The sequence below is a fragment of the Pseudomonas sp. NPDC087614 genome, assembly GCF_044743485.1.
Classification (GTDB): domain Bacteria; phylum Pseudomonadota; class Gammaproteobacteria; order Pseudomonadales; family Pseudomonadaceae; genus Aquipseudomonas; species Aquipseudomonas baetica_A.
In genome coordinates this window covers 39557-55117 of the sequence record NZ_JBIUWN010000038.1, presented here as the reverse complement: position 1 = coordinate 55117, position 15561 = coordinate 39557, and the positions used below count along the sequence as shown (strand labels likewise).

Genomic DNA, 15561 nt, shown 5'->3' with positions numbered 1-15561 from the left:
GCGGTTGATGATCTTGTCGTCGATGTCGGTGATGTTGCGCACGTACGTCAGGTTATAACCGCTGAACCGCAACCAGCGGGTCACCAGGTCGAACGCGACCATGCTGCGACCATGGCCCAGGTGGCAGTAGTCGTACACGGTCATCCCGCAGACGTACATGCGCACATTGTTGCCATCGAGCGGCTTGAAGACTTCTTTGCTCTTGGTGAGCGTGTTGTAGATCGTTAGCACGTTAAATCCCTTGAATCACTGGCCCCACGAATCACGCAGGGTCACGGTACGGTTGAATACCGGCTGACCTGGTTTCGAGTCCTTCAAATCGGCGACGAAGTAGCCTTCGCGCTCGAACTGGAAACGGTCTTCCGGCTGTGCATTGCCAAGCGATGGCTCAGCACGACAACCGGTCAGCACTTGCAGTGAGTCAGGGTTGATGTTGTCGAGGAAACTGGCGCTGTCTTCGGCCTTCTCAGGGTTGGCCGAACGGAACAGGCGATCGTACAGACGCACTTCGCACTCGACGCTGGCAGCGGCCGGCACCCAGTGAACCACGCCTTTGACCTTGCGGCCTTCAGGGTTCTTGCCCAGAGTTTCGGGGTCGTAGGAGCAACGCAGTTCGACGATGTTGCCATCGGCGTCCTTGATCGCTTCGTCGGCACGGATCACGTAGCTGCCGCGCAGACGCACTTCGCCGCCCGATTCCAGACGTTTGTAGCCTTTCGGCGGCTCTTCCATGAAGTCTTCACGGTCGATGTAGATTTCCCGGGCAAACGGCAGCGCGCGCACGCCCATGTCTTCTTTCGGGTGGCGCGGCAGTTCGAGGTTCTCGACCTGGCCTTCCGGGTAGTTGGTGATCACGACTTTCAGCGGACGCAGCACGCACATGGCGCGCGGGGCGCTGTGGTCGAGGTCGTCACGGATGCTGAATTCGAGCATGCCGAAGTCAACCACGCCGTCGGAGCGGTTGGTACCGATCATTTCGCAGAAGTTGCGGATCGACTTCGGCGTGTAGCCACGGCGGCGGAAGCCCGACAGCGTGGACATGCGCGGATCGTCCCAGCCATTGACGTGCTTTTCATCGACCAGTTGCTTGAGCTTGCGCTTGCTGGTGATGGTGTAGTTGAGGTTCAGACGGCTGAACTCGTACTGACGCGGTTGCGCCGGCACTGGCAGTGCGTCGAGGAACCACTCGTACAGCGGACGATGGCTTTCGAACTCCAGGGTGCAGATCGAGTGAGTGATGCCTTCGATGGCGTCCGACTGACCGTGGGTGAAGTCGTAGTTGGGGTAGATGCACCACTTGTCACCGGTCTGGTGGTGATGGGCGTGGCGGATGCGGTACATGATCGGGTCACGCAGGTTCATGTTCGGCGAGGCCATGTCGATCTTTGCGCGCAGCACGCGGGCGCCGTCCGGGAACTCACCGGCGCGCATGCGGGCGAACCAGTCGAGGTTCTCTTCCACCGAACGGTCACGGAACGGGCTGTTCTTGCCAGGTTCGGTCAGGCTGCCACGGTATTCCTTGGCCTGCTCCGGGGTCAGGTCGTCGACGTAGGCCTTGCCGGCCTTGATCAACTCCACCGCCCAGTCGTGCAACTGGTCGAAATACTGCGAGGCGTAGCGCACTTCGCCGGACCATTCGAAGCCCAGCCATTTGACGTCGCTTTCGATCGCGTCGATGTATTCCTGATCTTCCTTGGCCGGGTTGGTGTCGTCGAAACGCAGGTGCGTGACGCCGCCGAACTCCTGGGCCAGGCCGAAGTTCACGCAGATCGATTTGGCGTGGCCGATGTGCAGGTAGCCGTTGGGCTCCGGCGGGAAACGGGTAACGATCTGGGTGTGCTTGCCCGAGTCCAGGTCTGCCTGGATGATCGGCCGCAGGAAATTGACCGGCACGGCAGGGCCGGACTTGGCATTCGAGGTAGGGTCGACAGTGGGCTTGCTCATAGGATCCTTGACTTACAGGTGCGCGGCCGCAGAGGGGGCCAGACAAAACAAAGCCGCTATCATAGCCGATGCTGTCAAGGGGCTGACAGAGCAGGCCCTATAAAGGCGTGCATTTAATCGCACGGAAATGAAAAACTGCCTCGAAATTCACGCCTGTCACGCTAAACTGCGCACCTCGGCCTTCAAGGGCTGAACCGGTAAAGGGTGCAAATGGCCCATACCCACGAATTCCTTATAAAGAGTAGCGATCATGACTCAAGTAAAACTGACCACTAATTTCGGTGACATCGTCATCGAGCTGAACGAAGAAAAAGCCCCGATCACCGCGGCCAACTTCATCGAATACGTTAAAAAAGGTCACTACGAGAACGTCGTGTTCCACCGTGTGATCAAAGGTTTCATGATCCAGGGCGGCGGTTTCGAGCCTGGCATGAAGGAAAAGAAAGACAAGAGCCCAAGCATTCAGAACGAAGCTGACAACGGCCTGAAGAACGAGAAGTACACCCTGGCCATGGCTCGCACCATGGACCCGCATTCGGCATCGGCACAGTTCTTCATCAACGCCACCGACAACGGCTTCCTCAACCACACCGCCAAGACCGCTCAGGGTTGGGGTTACGCGGTATTCGGTAAAGTGGTTGCGGGCTTCGACGTTGTCGACAAGATCGAAGGCGTTTCCACCACGTCCAAGGCAGGCCACCAGGACGTACCAGCAGACGACGTGATCATCGAGAAAGCCGAGATCATCGAAGCGTGATACTGCTGATTTCAGACTTGCATCTGGAAGAGGAGCGCCCGGACATTACCCGGGCGTTTCTGAGTTTGCTCGCCGGACGCGCCCGCTCGGCGAGTGCGTTGTACATTCTGGGCGACTTCTTCGAGGCGTGGATTGGCGACGATGCCATGACGCCCTTCCAGCGTTCCATCTGCCAGGCCCTGCGCCAATTGAGCGACAGCGGCACGGCCATTTTTCTGATGCACGGCAATCGCGACTTCCTGCTCGGCAAGGCCTTCTGTAAACAGGCCGGCTGCACGCTGTTGAAGGACCCGAGCGTCGTGCAATTTTACGGTGAGCCGGTGCTGTTGATGCACGGCGACAGTCTTTGCACCCGCGACGTCAGCTACATGAAGCTGCGCCGCTACCTGCGTAATCCGATCACCCGGTTCATCTTGCGCCATCTGCCGCTGAGCACACGCCACAAACTGGCGCGCAAACTGCGAAGCGAAAGCCGGGCGCAGACGCGGATGAAGGCCAATGACATTGTCGATGTCACGCCGCAAGAGATTCCGCGGATCATGCAGGCGTTTGGCGTGAAGACCCTGATTCACGGGCACACCCATCGGCCGGCGATTCATAAGCTGCAGCTCGCCGAGCAGGCGGCAAAGCGGATTGTGCTGGGGGACTGGGACCGTCAGGGTTGGGCGTTACAGGTGGATGAGAACGGGTATGCGCTGGCGCCGTTTGATTTTGCGCCGCCGCCGGCACTGCCCGCTCCCGCCCCCTAAAGCTCAAACACAAAACCCAATGTGGGAGCGGGCTTGCTCGCGAAAGCGGTGTGTCATTCAGTCGAGATGTCGACTGAACCACCGCCTTCGCGAGCAAGCCCGCTCCCACATTTTTGACCGCGTTCTACTTAGTGCCCGCTGGCAGCAGGCCCTGCTTTGGCAGCAAACGGCGGCTTCGCCAGCCACACAATCAGAATCAACCCCATGAACCCCCAGCCCAGCAGCGTGAAGTAATCCACGGTGGAGAGCATGTACGCCTGGCTGGTCAGCACATGGTCGAGTTGCGCATACGCCGGAGCACTCGCCCCGCCCAATTGATTCAACGCCTCCCGCGTCGCGGGCTCATAGGTGCTGATGCTTTCACTCATATAGGCATGGTGTTGATCGGCCCGGCGAATCCAGATCCAGGTGGTCAGCGACGCCGCGAAGCTACCGCCCAACGTTCGCAGGAATGTCGCAAGGCCCGCGCCGTCGGCGATCTGGCTCGGCGGCAAGTCCGACATCAGAATGCTCAAGGTCGGCATGAAGAACAGCGCCACGCCAATGCCCATGAACAGTTGCACCAGAGCGATGTGCTGGAAGTCCACCTCGTTGGTAAACCCGGCGCGCATGAAGCAACTCAGGCCAATCGCCAGAAATGCCAGCCCGGCCAGTAAACGCAGGTCGAACTTGTGTGCGTATTTGCCGACAAACGGCGACAGCAGCACCGGCAGAATCCCGATCGGCGCCACGGCCAGCCCTGCCCAGGTCGCGGTGTAACCCATCTGGGTCTGCAACCATTGCGGCAGGATCAGGTTGATGCCGAAGAACCCGGCGTAACCCAGTACCAGCACCAGTGTGCCGATGCGAAAGTTGCGGTGGGCAAACAGCCGCAGATTGACCACCGGATGCTGGTCGGTCATTTCCCAGATGACGAACACCGCCAGCGCGATCACTGAAATCGCCGCACCAATAATGATGAAGTTCGATTCGAACCAGTCCAGGTCATTGCCCTTGTCGAGGATCACCTGCAACGCGCCGACCCCGATGATCAGCGAGATCAGCCCGACGTAGTCCATCGGCTGACGGCTGGTTTCCACCGGACGCTTGGCCAATTGCGAACGCACGACCATCACCGCAAAAATCCCGATCGGCACGTTGATGAAGAAGATCCACGGCCAACTGTAGCTGTCGGTGATCCAGCCACCGAGAATCGGCCCTGCGATCGGTGCAACCACCGTGACCATTGCCAATAATGCCAATGCCATGCCTCGCCTGGCGGGGGGATACACGGCGATCAACAGGGTTTGCGTCATCGGATACAGCGGCCCGGCGACCAGCCCCTGCAACACGCGAAAGCCGATCAGTTCGGGCATCGACGTGGAAATACCGCAGAGAAACGAAGCCAGCACAAACAGAAGGGTCGCCCAGAGAAACAGCTTCACCTCGCCGAAACGCCGGCTCAACCATCCGGTCAGCGGCAGCGCAATGGCGTTGCTCACGGCAAACGAGGTGATCACCCAGGTGCCCTGCTCCGAACTCACCCCCAGGTTGCCGGAAATCGTCGGCAACGCCACGTTGGCGATGGTGGTGTCGAGCACTTGCATGAAAGTCGCCAGCGACAGGCCGATGGTGCTGAGCAACAGGCTGGGCGGCGTAAAAGAGGCGTTATTGCTCATCGCGAATCCTTTGAAACCTCAATAGCGTTACACCCGCCCTTGTGGGAGCGGGCGTGCTCGCGAAGGCGGCCTGTCAGACAAATCAATCTTGAATGGCACACCGCTTTCGCGAGCAAGCCCGCTCCCACAGGGTCAGTGGTGGATCAGCGTTGCGCGGTTTTGCTGACCGCGGCGCTGTTGTCGTGGATCAGTTGCGCGATCATTGCGTCGGCTTCGGCCAGTTGACGGTCGTAGACGTTGGTGCTGAAAGACGCTTTTTGCGGCGATTGTTGAGCCAGTACCGGGCCGCTCTGGTCATGCAGATTGACTTCGACAGTGGTCGACAGACCGACGCGCAGCGGGTGCTTGGCCAACTCTTCGGCGTTGATGTGAATGCGCACCGGCACACGCTGAACAATCTTGATCCAGTTACCGGTGGCGTTCTGCGCAGGCAACAGGGCGAACGCGCTACCGGTGCCAGCACCGAGGCTGTCGACGGTGCCGCTGTATTTCACATCGCTGCCATAGATGTCGGATTCGATATCCACGGGCTGACCGATGCGCATGCCGCTCAGTTGGGTTTCCTTGAAGTTGGCGTCGATCCACAGTTGATCCAGTGGAATCACCGCCATCAGTGCGGTGCCCGGTTGCACGCGTTGGCCGAGTTGCACGGTGCGCTTGGCAACGTAACCGGTGACCGGCGCGATCAACGTGCTGCGGGCGTTGGTCAGGTAGGCCTGACGCAGTTGCGCGGCAGCGGCCATCACGTCCGGGTGCGACGACACCACGGTGTCATCGACCAGCGCGCTGGTGGTTTTGAGTTGCTGTTTGGCATTGGCCAGGGCGTTTTGCGCCGAGGTCAGATCGTCGCGGGCGTGGGACAGTTCTTCTTTGGAAATCGCCCCGCCAGCGGCGAGATTTTTCCGGCGGTTGTAGTTGTCCTGAGCCTTTTGCACTTCGGCCTGTTGCGCGTTGACCTGGGCTTTCATGCCATCGACGTTGCTGTACAAGCCGCGCACCTGACGCACGGTGCGGGCCAGATTGGCCTGAGCACTTTGCAGGCCGACTTCGGCGTCGTTCGGGTCGAAGTTGATCAGCACCTGGCCTTCGTGGACCAGGTCGCCATCATCGGCGCCAATGCTGACCACGGTGCCGGTGACCAGCGGCGTGATTTCAACGACGTTGCCGTTGACGTAGGCGTCGTCGGTGCTTTCGTTAAAGCGCCCGATGAATTCGTGATACGCCCAGACGCCGCCACAGGCGACAAGGACGATAACAGCCAGCACCAGCAGCATGACTTTGCGCTTGCGTGGATTGCCGGTGTCCGGGGTGTTGTCTTGAGCTTGGGTGTTTTGGGCAGTGGCCATGACAAATACCTTGAATTAGTTGTACGGCGTGGCTGGGGTGGCGTTGGCTGCGGTCAGGTTTTCACTCTGGAAGCCGCCGCCCAGCGCTTGCATCAGTTGAATCGACAGATCGATCTGCTCGGCATTGAGGTTGGCCAACTGACGCTGGGCCTGGAGCAATTGCTGCTCGATGCTGAGCACGTCCAGGTAGTTGCCGATGCCGGAACCGTAACGCTGGACCACGGTGTTGTAAGAATCCCGGGCGATGTCGGTGGCGTGTTGCTGCGCACCGATCTGCCGGCCGATGTCACGCAACTGGTTGATCGTGTCGCTGACATCGCCCAGTGCTTTGACCAGGCTTTTGTTGTACTGCGCCACCGCCAGGTCGTAATCGGCGTCACGCGCATCGAGGTTGGCGCGCAGTCGCCCGCCATCGAAGATCGGCACCGAGACAGTCGGCGCAATGCTGAAGAAGCGACTGGCCGAACCGAACATCGCGTCACCCAACAGGGACTCGGCACCGGCCGAGGCCGTCAGGTTGAGGTTGGGATAGAACCGGGTTTTCGCCGAGTCGATGTCCTTGCTCGCCGCTTCTACACGCCAGCGCGCAGCGACCAGATCCGGGCGACGACCGAGCAGTTCCGCCGGCAGCACCGAAGGCACAGCCACGGCGCTCGCTTGCAGGACGTTCGGGCGGGCGATTTCATTGCCGCGATCCGGGCCTTTGCCGAGCAAAACCGCCAACGTGATTTTCGCGCTGTTCAGGCGTTTTTCCGCATCGATCAGGCTGGCTTCGGAACTGGCTTCCAGGCTTTGGGTTTGCTGGAACTGGTATTGGCTATCGATCCCGGAACTCAGGCGACGCTGGCTCAGGTCAAGCATTTGTTGGGTGCGCTTGAGGTCTTCGCTGGCCAGGTCATAGACGATGTGTGCCTGACCGAGATCGCTGTAGGCCCGGGCCACGTCGGCGGCGAGGGTCAACTGCGCAGCCTGACGGTCGACTTCGGCGGCGCGGGCCTGACCGAGGGCGGCTTCCCAGGCGTCACGCTGACCGCCCCACAGGTCGAAGTTGTAATTGAAGCCGGCGCTGATGTTGCGCACGGTGGCGTAGGCATCGCCCTGCCCCCGCGGGTCCTGATCCTTGGCCAGGCGCGAACGGCTGATGCCGGCGCTGGCGTCCAGCGTCGGATAGCGCGCGGCATCGGCGGCATACGCGGCGGCGCTGGCCTGATGGGCGCGGGCTTCGGCGATCTGCATGTCTGGGCTGTCGTGCAGCGCTTCGCGGATCAGGCCATCGAGTTGCGGATCGCCAAGGCTGGTCCACCAGTCGATCTTCGGCCAGGCGGCCGGCGACAGGGTCACGCCGTTGAGGGATTGGCCAACCTTGAGGCTGTTCGCTTCGAGGCTTTGGCCTTGGGTGTCGAGGCCGCTGTAGTTGGCGCAGCCGGCGAGGATCATCGCCGACAGCACCAGCGTCAGGCTGCTGCGTAGGGTTTTACCGCTCATTGTGTTCACCTAACCGCTGGAGGGTGATCGGGTCACCGGCTGCCAGCAGAATTTTCTTGAGGATGTATTCCAGGGTTTTCAACTCGTCCGGAGTGACGGCGCCTGCCAGTTCATTCATCGCATCGGCGCCGATGTGCGGCAGGCGATCGGCCAATTGCTGGCCCTGCTCGGTGAGTTTGAGCTGCACCTGACGGCGATCACCTTCGCTGCGTTGGCGGGCCAGGAAGCCTTTCTGCTCCAGACGATCGAGCATGCGCGTCATCGAACCGCTGTCCAGCGACAGATGCCGGCAGAGCTCGGCCGGGGTGTCGACGCCGAATTGGGCCATGATGATCAACACCTTGAACTGCGCGGCGGTAATGCCGTGGGGTTCCATGTGGGTGTCGATGATCCGGTCTTTGAGCAGCGCAGCACGGCCAAGCAACAGGCCGAGGTGGCAGTGTTTGAATTCGTCCGGGGTGAAATGCTTCATGTGCTCACCTAATAACTGCCTAGGCAGTGAATGTATGTCGAGATGTTACTGCCTAGGCAGCGAATGTCAACGTAATAGTTAGGTTGCTTTGTAATTAGTTGACCAGTGGACTGGGGTTTTGCGATGAACACTCTGACGCCTTCGCGAGCAAACTCGCGCCCAAAGAGGATTTCGCGTCGAACGCAGATCCAGTGTGGGAGCGGGCTTGCCCGCGAAGGCAGCGACTCGGTTTGAGAAATGAAAGCGATCCAGAAATCCGGCTTATAGGGAGGCCGATCAGGACTCGTCGGAAGGATGGGCAGGCGCTGGCGGTTGCACCGGATGCACCTCGCGCCCCCGCAAGGCCGTCAGCGCATAGCCACAAGCACGCTTGGTCACCGCGTAAATGCTGTGCCAGCCCGGTGGCGCCGGCTCGATGGCGGCATGCAATGCCCGCGCATAATCGAGCACCAGCCCGGGGGTCCAGGCCATCACCTCGGCACGCTTGCGCACTTGAGCCGCCACCCAGAACTCGGGGCTGATGATGACTCGGACAAAATCGAGCATGCTTGAATGCCCCCGATTCATCGCCCCTTCAAGGGCCGCTTCGAGACTGTGGGCAACGGCACTGGAGCAATTACGGCTGGTGAGGTTATAAGTGCCGTTCTGCCGATATTGCGCCCAGAACGCATTCAGACGTCGGGCATCATAGTGGGCGAAACTGACCTGAACCGAAGATGGGCACCAGTCAGCCACCTCGCTCGCATAGTCCGGCAGAAACCTGCCGGCGACATCATTGTTCGGCGTCGCCCGAAGCAAGCGCACGAAATCCCCCGCTGAACGATCAATGTCGTCCTGCGGGTAATGGCTGATGTAGATATCCGGGCCACATTCCAATGCCGCGTGGCCGGCGGAGATCACGCCGTTGATGTCGACCGCTGCGATATAGCGGTTGAGCAGCCGGTTGCGCACCAGGGTGTCATCAACGGTGCCGCTGGGTGTCCAGACGTGGATCACCAGCGCGGCGCTGCATGCCGGCGCACTGACCGAAGCAGGGCTGACCGGCGACTGCCAGTTTTTAAAGCGCAACGCCTGCCGCAAGAGCGCGCAGCCCGAGAGAAAAACGCTCATGCCGATGCAGAACGGTACCGTGCCCTTATAGAGCGTCGGATACGGTTCAAGGATGAACAGGCCAAAGCCGATTTCGAACAACCCCGTCAGCAGGGACACTTGCCAACCGACAAAACGCACCACCAACGCCGCTGCCAGCCGAAAGCCCCCGTCGAGCAAAAACGCCACACCAAACAGCACCGCCAGAATCAGGCCAGCGGCGTGTTGTCTGTCGACGATCAGCAACCCCAACACCAGAAACGCCAGACCTCGCGCCTTGCGCAAAGCGGCTGCGGTCCCGGTTCGAGGTGCCGGCACAAACAGAATGATCAGGGCTTCGAGCAACAACAGATAGCCGAAGAGATGCAACGGGAAATACAGAACGCCGTCCAGCGCATCAATGAAGATGGCCACACCGGCCGCCCCCCAGACAATGCCCGTCAGCGCCAGCGCAGACCAACGCTTGCGGACAAAATCGCTACCGAGCAAGACCCTACTCAAGCGAACCATATGCACCCCTGTTATCTTCGGGCAGCCTTATACCGCAAAGCGTTCGAGTTGCGGTGAGTCTAATTCATTCTGGAAAAGCCGGATCGCAGTGTCGCGACCCGGCTATGGGCAACGCGAGCTAGAAATCGCGCTTGTAGAAGATATCCAGCGAACTGGCGACACCGCTGGCGGCTTCGACATAAACCTTCTTGCTCAACTTGTAGCGCAAGGCAATGGTGCTGGCCGGTTCAAACACGCCAACGCCGTAGCGCAAACTGAGCTTCTCGGAGATGTTGCCGCTGGCCACCACACTGGTGGTGGTGCCGCTGCCCTGGGTGTCGAGCTGGAAGTCCTGAATCCCCAGGTCTTTGGCCAGACTGCTGGTCACCCCGGAACTGCCCATCAAGCCAAGGCCCAACGCCGCTTGCGCGAGCATGTTGTTGTCCTCACCGCTGGTGCTCAGCGGACGCCCCAGGACCAGATAGGACAGCGCCTGCTCCTGGCTCATCGCCGGTTCCGAGAAGATCTGCGTGGTCGGTTGCTCAGCACTGCCGCTCAGGCGAATACCGGCGATCACGTCGTCAGTCTGGCGAATCGCTTCGATGTCCAGATACGGCTGATCGATGGGACCTGCAAACAACAGACGCGCACGCCGCACCGTCAACCGCTGCCCATAGGCGCGGTATCTGCCATCGTTGAGCCACAACTCGCCACGCGTGTCCATGTTGTCGCCGATGTGCACACGCCCTTTCAGGTTGGCCGTGAGGCCGAACCCGGCGAAGCTGAGTCTGTCGTCACCGACCACCACGTCAATGTCCATTTTCATGGCCATCGGCGGTTTGCCCTCTTCGGTCTGCGCGCCGACGATGATCGTGTCATCAGAGACTTTTACCGTCGATGGCGGCAATTCACGCACGGTGATTTCGCCTTTGGGCACCAGCACCTTGCCGGCAATCTTCAGCTCGTCGCCCGCCATGGAAATCTTCAGGTCCGGCGCCACTTCGAGCTTGGCGTACGGTTCGACGTTAACGGGTAACTGCGTACCCTTGAGCGCCAGATCGACCATGAGTGCCTGGCCCCAGGCAACGTTGCCATTGAGACTGCCCTGCCCGGTCTTGCCGCTTTCCCAGCCGCCGTCGAGGCGTATCGATTCCCCGGCGATGACCGCTTGCAGTTGCAGATCCTTGAGTTCCATCGGCAATTCGGCACCGGACACTTCGCCCTCACTGAGCTTTACCGTGCCGTTGACCAGCGGCGCCAGCAGCCCACCGGATATCGTGCCGCTGCCGTTGAGGTGGCCGGTGAGTTTCTCGACCATGGGTACAAACGGCCGCGCCACCGACAGATCCAGCCCGGTGAGACGGAAGGTACCGCTCAGGGGTTTGTTCTTCGGCAAGGGATTGAGCTGCGCCTGCACACCCAATTCACCAAGTTTGCCGCCGACGAAGTTGAGGTCGGTGTCAATGCGCTTCGGTGTGAGTTTGCTGGTGAACTTGAGGGTCTGGTAAGGGAAATCCAGCCACTGATCCTTTTCACGCACGCGCAAGGTGCCGCCGCTGGCGTCGACGCTGATCACACCGTTCGGGCCGCTGGCCGGCAGGTCCAGTTTTAGATCGGCGTTGAGCTTGCCCTGCCACGCGAAGTCCTTGGGCAACCACTGCGCCAGGCTTTCAATCGGGAACTGCTTGAGGTGGTAGCGCAGCTTCGGATCGGGCATCAGCCGTTGATCCTCACCGCACAGGCTGGCGCTGCCGGACACCCAGCAATGCGCGCCAAAATTGATTTTGCCGTCGGCCAATCGTTCCAGCCTGGCTGGGGTTTGCAGCTTCCAATCCTGGCCACCGGCCTGAATGTCACCGCTGGCCAGGCGTCCACGCCAGTTACCCTTGTCCAGATTGCCGTCCAGGCCCAAGGCCAGCTTCAGCTTCGGTCCGAGCAGGTCGAGGCTGAGTTTCTGGTTCTTGATGTCGCCCTGAGCGCTGGCGGTCAACACGCCCAGATTGGTATCGCCGGCCTGAATGCCGCTGCCCTTCAGATCGATTTTCGCCCGCTGTGCACTGTCGAGCGTGGCGTCGAGGTTGAGGCTTTGCAGGCGATTGTCCTGGAAGGCCAGTTGCGAACCTTGCAGGCCGAGTTTGCCTTGCGGCGCTTTCAAGGTGCCGGCGACGTTGACCTGACCGTTGACCTGCCCGCGCAGTTGCGGCCAGAGCTGGGCCAAGCGCGTCAGCTTGATGTCGATCTGCCCGGTGAGTTTCTCTTGCAGGCTGCCCTTGCCGTTGATGCTGTTGTCGCCGAGACGGATGTGCAGGGCATTGAGGGTCCACTGTTCGCCAGCACCGTCAGCCTTGGCTTGCAGCACGGCCGGTTGGCCACGCAGTTTGCCTTTGAGATCGAGGTCGGCGGTCAGGCTCAGGCGTTCGTTCTTCAATTCACCTTTGCTGTTCAGCGGCCCTGCCAAGGTGCCCGGCAGTTCCGCGACCCAGTACGCCGGGTTCAACGCCGACAGGTCTAGCGCGGTGTCCCAGGCAATGCCATCGGCGAACTGCACGTTGACATGACCTTCGGCCTTGCCCTGCCCCGCTTCCATCTTCAGTTGCGGGAGGGCGATCTGTTTCAGGCTGCCGCTGAACGGACTGCTCAGGCTGAACGCCCCCGCCGGGCCATCCAGCGCGGCGGCGAAGTTACCGATGTATTGACCGTCGGTGTAGGAGACTTCGCCATTGAAGGTGCGCAAAGCGACTTCTGGCTCGTCGATCACCGGATAAAGCCGATGCCACGGAAAGTCCTGCCAATTGATGTTGGCCTGAGCGGTGATGCCTTTGCTCCAGTCAACACTGCCGGTCAGCTTGAGGCTTTGCTTGTCATTGGCGCTCAGGTCCAGGCCGGCGATTTGCGCGCCGTTGGCGTCGACCTTGCCTTTGAGTAACAGTGCCACTGGGCCTTGTTCGGCAGGCAGCGTCGCGTGACCGAGCAACTGGTAACCGTCTTTCAGGTTGCCTTCACCGGTCAGCAGCAGTTGATTGAGTTGCAGGGTGTCTGGCAGGTCGGCGCTCGGTTTGAACGCCTCGCTGGTGATGCGCACTGTGGCTGGCAGATTATCTGCCAGCGGTTGCAGCTCACCACTCAACTGGCCATCGAGGTAGCCACGGCTGTCGGCGTGCAGGTTGAGGGTCTTGAGCAAATCGCCGTCGACTTTCAACGCCAGTGTCCAGGGATCGCTACTCGGCGAAGGTAAAGTCAGATCACCGGCGATGTTCAGCGGCCAGTCGGCGGTCGGCTGCAACAGGCCCGACAGGTTCAGGCTGAGGTCGTCGCGCTGCAATTTCACGCTGTCGATCTGCAGGCCCTTGGCCGTCCAGTGCGCCGCCAGTTTCAGGCCTTTGAGTTGCTCGCTGCCGTTGAACAGCAAACTGCCAACCTCGACGTCGCCCAACTCGATAGCCACCGGCAATTGCAGATCCGGCAGTTTGATCGGGCCGCTTTCGGTGGTCTCTTCGCTCGGCGGGAATTGAAGGATGACCTGATCAGCCTTGAGCTGTTCGATGCACAACGTCATGCGGGTCAGGCACAGCGGTGACCAGGCGAAGATCGGTTTGTCCAGCTCGACACGACTGCTGTCCTGCTGCCACACCAGATGGTCGGCGCTCCATTGTCCGCCGAGGCGACCCTGGAAATTTTCCACGCTCAAGCCCGGCACCCGACTCAGCGCCCAACGGCTGCCAGCCTGCGTACCCAACACTGCAGCGATGCTCAAAACAATCAACATCACCAGCGCCAACAGGGCCAGCGCCGTTATTTTCAAACCACGCTTCACAGCTCAGGCCCCATGGAAAAGTGCAGCCGGAAGCCGCCATCGTCGTCCAGCGCGTGGGCCAGGTCGAGGCGGATCGGCCCCACCGGTGAAACCCAGCGAACACCGATGCCAACCCCGGTCTTGAGGTTCGGCAGTTCGAGTTTGTTGAAAGAGTTGCCCTGATCGACGAACGTCGCGACGCGCCATTTTTCGGCGACCGAATATTGATACTCGACGCTGCCGGCGACCATGTAGCGGCCACCGATGCGGTCACCCTTGGAGTTTTCCGGCGACAGGCTCTGGTAGTCGTAACCGCGCACACTTTGATCACCACCGGCAAAGAAACGCAGCGACGGCGGCACCGAGTTATAGCCATTGGTGGCGCTGCCGCCGACCTGCACGCGACCAAGGAAGCGATGCTTGTCGAACACCGTGGTCAAGCCTTTGACCAACGCGGTGCCATACAGAAGATTGTTGTCGGAGCCGACGCCCTCTTTCGCCACTTTGCTTTCAAAGGCCAGGCGATAACCGTTGTGCGGGTCGATGCGGTTGTCGCTTTTGAGGTACGAATAGCTGATGCCAGGCATCAGCAGGGTACTCAGGCCGGAGTCATCACCGAGTTCGTATTCTTCGCGCTGCCATTTCAGCGAGATCACCCGTTGCCAGCCGCTGGGCAACTTGCTGTGCCATTCCGGGCCGAAGGTCAACAGCTTGCTCGACGTGTCGGAGCCATCAATGTCTTCGAACTGATAACCGCCGGCCCAACGCAGTTTGTCGGTCAGCGGCGGGTCGAGTGGAATGTCATAGAACAGCCCGACGTTTTGCCGCGGCGCCGACAATTCGGCTTCCCAGCCATAGCTGTCGCCCTGCGGATTGACCCAGTGGCGCGTCCAGTTGGCCTTGATTCGCGGCCCGACGTCGGTGGAGTAACCGAGGCCCAGGCCCATGGTGCGCGGCTTGCGGGTGTCGAGTTTGACGTCCACCGGGATCACGTCGTTTTTCGCAGCAGTCGGGGCGGCATCGACGCGCACGCCTTCAAAATAGCCACTTGATTGCAGATTGCGGTTCAATTCGGCGATCAACTCGGAATCGTACGATTCACCTTCCTTGAACGGCACCATGCGTTGCAGCAGGTCTTCGTCGAACGGCGTGTCGCCCTCGAAACTGACGGTGCCCAGCGCATAACGCGGGCCGCTTTCGTAGATCAATTCGACGTCGGCAATCCCGGCGCGGGGATCCACCAAGAGTCTTTGACGGGTGAAGTGGCCGCTGAAAAAACCGAAGCGCGAGGCCTGATTCTGGATCAGCCGTTTGGCGTCTTCGTAACGGCCATGATTGAGTACCGCGCCGGGCTTGAGCACGTCGCTTTTCGGCACACGAAAGGATTTGAGAGCGGCTGCGGGGCCGTCGACGCGAATGGTGACGTTGCGCAGGCGAATCGGCTCACCGGGATCGATGTTCAGCACCAGGCGCGGTTTGGCCCCGCCCTTGACCTTACTTTCAATCTGCGGCTGGTAATAACCCAATGCCTGAGCGGCCTTGCGCGCCTGCTCTTCGGCGCCGCGACTGAAGCGCTGCAAGGCTTCTTCGTCACGGTCGCCCAAGCCGCCGATATACCCTTCGATATTGGCTTTGAGTTCGTCGTTGGACGGTTTGATTCGCACGTCCAATTCACTTTGCGCCAGCGCCGCACAGCTGGTTAACAGCACGAGCACGCCACTGGTAAATCTTCCTGGAAACTTCATAGGCGCGGATGCTATCACGGGCTTGGGAGCGTGA

The 15561-nt window shown here is 60.4% G+C and carries 10 protein-coding genes and 1 pseudogene; 2 read left to right on the top strand and 9 right to left on the bottom strand.

Annotated elements, in window-relative coordinates:
* Both ACIOWA_RS15815 and ACIOWA_RS15810 read right to left on the bottom strand, forming a co-directional pair.
* Positions 1 to 231 (bottom strand): annotated as a pseudogene (locus ACIOWA_RS15815) (cysteine--tRNA ligase); the annotation flags it as partial.
* 15 nt (positions 232 to 246) lie between these two features.
* Entirely contained in the window at positions 247 to 1944 is a 1698-nt protein-coding gene (locus ACIOWA_RS15810) for a glutamine--tRNA ligase/YqeY domain fusion protein (protein ID WP_339493732.1), read from the bottom strand.
* Between the two features lie 250 nt (positions 1945 to 2194).
* Between ACIOWA_RS15810 and ACIOWA_RS15805 the strand changes: the two genes are divergently transcribed.
* Both ACIOWA_RS15805 and lpxH read left to right on the top strand, forming a co-directional pair.
* The gene (locus ACIOWA_RS15805) at positions 2195 to 2701 is read left to right on the top strand and encodes a peptidylprolyl isomerase (RefSeq protein WP_042559899.1); all 507 of its coding nucleotides are present in this window, start codon (positions 2195 to 2197) and stop codon (positions 2699 to 2701) included.
* Positions 2698 to 3450: a UDP-2,3-diacylglucosamine diphosphatase gene (gene lpxH / locus ACIOWA_RS15800; RefSeq protein WP_401160623.1), complete on the top strand. Its 753-nt coding sequence runs from the start codon at positions 2698 to 2700 to the stop codon at positions 3448 to 3450. The genes ACIOWA_RS15805 and lpxH overlap by 4 nt, the downstream gene beginning before the upstream one ends.
* 128 nt (positions 3451 to 3578) lie before the next feature.
* Here lpxH and ACIOWA_RS15795 read toward each other — a convergent pair whose 3' ends face one another.
* The 7 genes from ACIOWA_RS15795 to ACIOWA_RS15765 form a co-directional block, all read right to left on the bottom strand.
* Positions 3579 to 5108 carry a DHA2 family efflux MFS transporter permease subunit gene (locus tag ACIOWA_RS15795; protein WP_339493733.1) on the bottom strand — a complete coding sequence of 510 codons (1530 nt, stop codon included), beginning with the start codon at positions 5106 to 5108 and terminating at the stop codon, positions 3579 to 3581.
* 143 nt (positions 5109 to 5251) lie between these two features.
* Entirely contained in the window at positions 5252 to 6454 is a 1203-nt protein-coding gene (locus ACIOWA_RS15790) for an efflux RND transporter periplasmic adaptor subunit (protein WP_339493734.1), read from the bottom strand.
* 15 nt (positions 6455 to 6469) lie between these two features.
* A complete protein-coding gene (locus tag ACIOWA_RS15785; protein ID WP_401160621.1) occupies positions 6470 to 7939 on the bottom strand; it encodes an efflux transporter outer membrane subunit in 1470 nt (489 codons plus the stop codon).
* Entirely contained in the window at positions 7929 to 8411 is a 483-nt protein-coding gene (locus ACIOWA_RS15780; protein WP_339431998.1) for a MarR family transcriptional regulator, read from the bottom strand. The genes ACIOWA_RS15785 and ACIOWA_RS15780 overlap by 11 nt, the downstream gene beginning before the upstream one ends.
* Positions 8412 to 8687: 276 nt before the next feature.
* A complete protein-coding gene (locus ACIOWA_RS15775) occupies positions 8688 to 10010 on the bottom strand; it encodes a hypothetical protein (RefSeq protein ID WP_339431997.1) in 1323 nt (440 codons plus the stop codon).
* Between the two features lie 118 nt (positions 10011 to 10128).
* The gene (locus ACIOWA_RS15770) at positions 10129 to 13803 is read right to left on the bottom strand and encodes a translocation/assembly module TamB domain-containing protein (protein ID WP_401160618.1); all 3675 of its coding nucleotides are present in this window, start codon (positions 13801 to 13803) and stop codon (positions 10129 to 10131) included.
* Positions 13800 to 15527: an autotransporter assembly complex family protein gene (locus ACIOWA_RS15765; RefSeq protein ID WP_401160616.1), complete on the bottom strand. Its 1728-nt coding sequence runs from the start codon at positions 15525 to 15527 to the stop codon at positions 13800 to 13802. The genes ACIOWA_RS15770 and ACIOWA_RS15765 overlap by 4 nt, the downstream gene beginning before the upstream one ends.
* Positions 15528 to 15561: the final 34 nt, after the last annotated feature.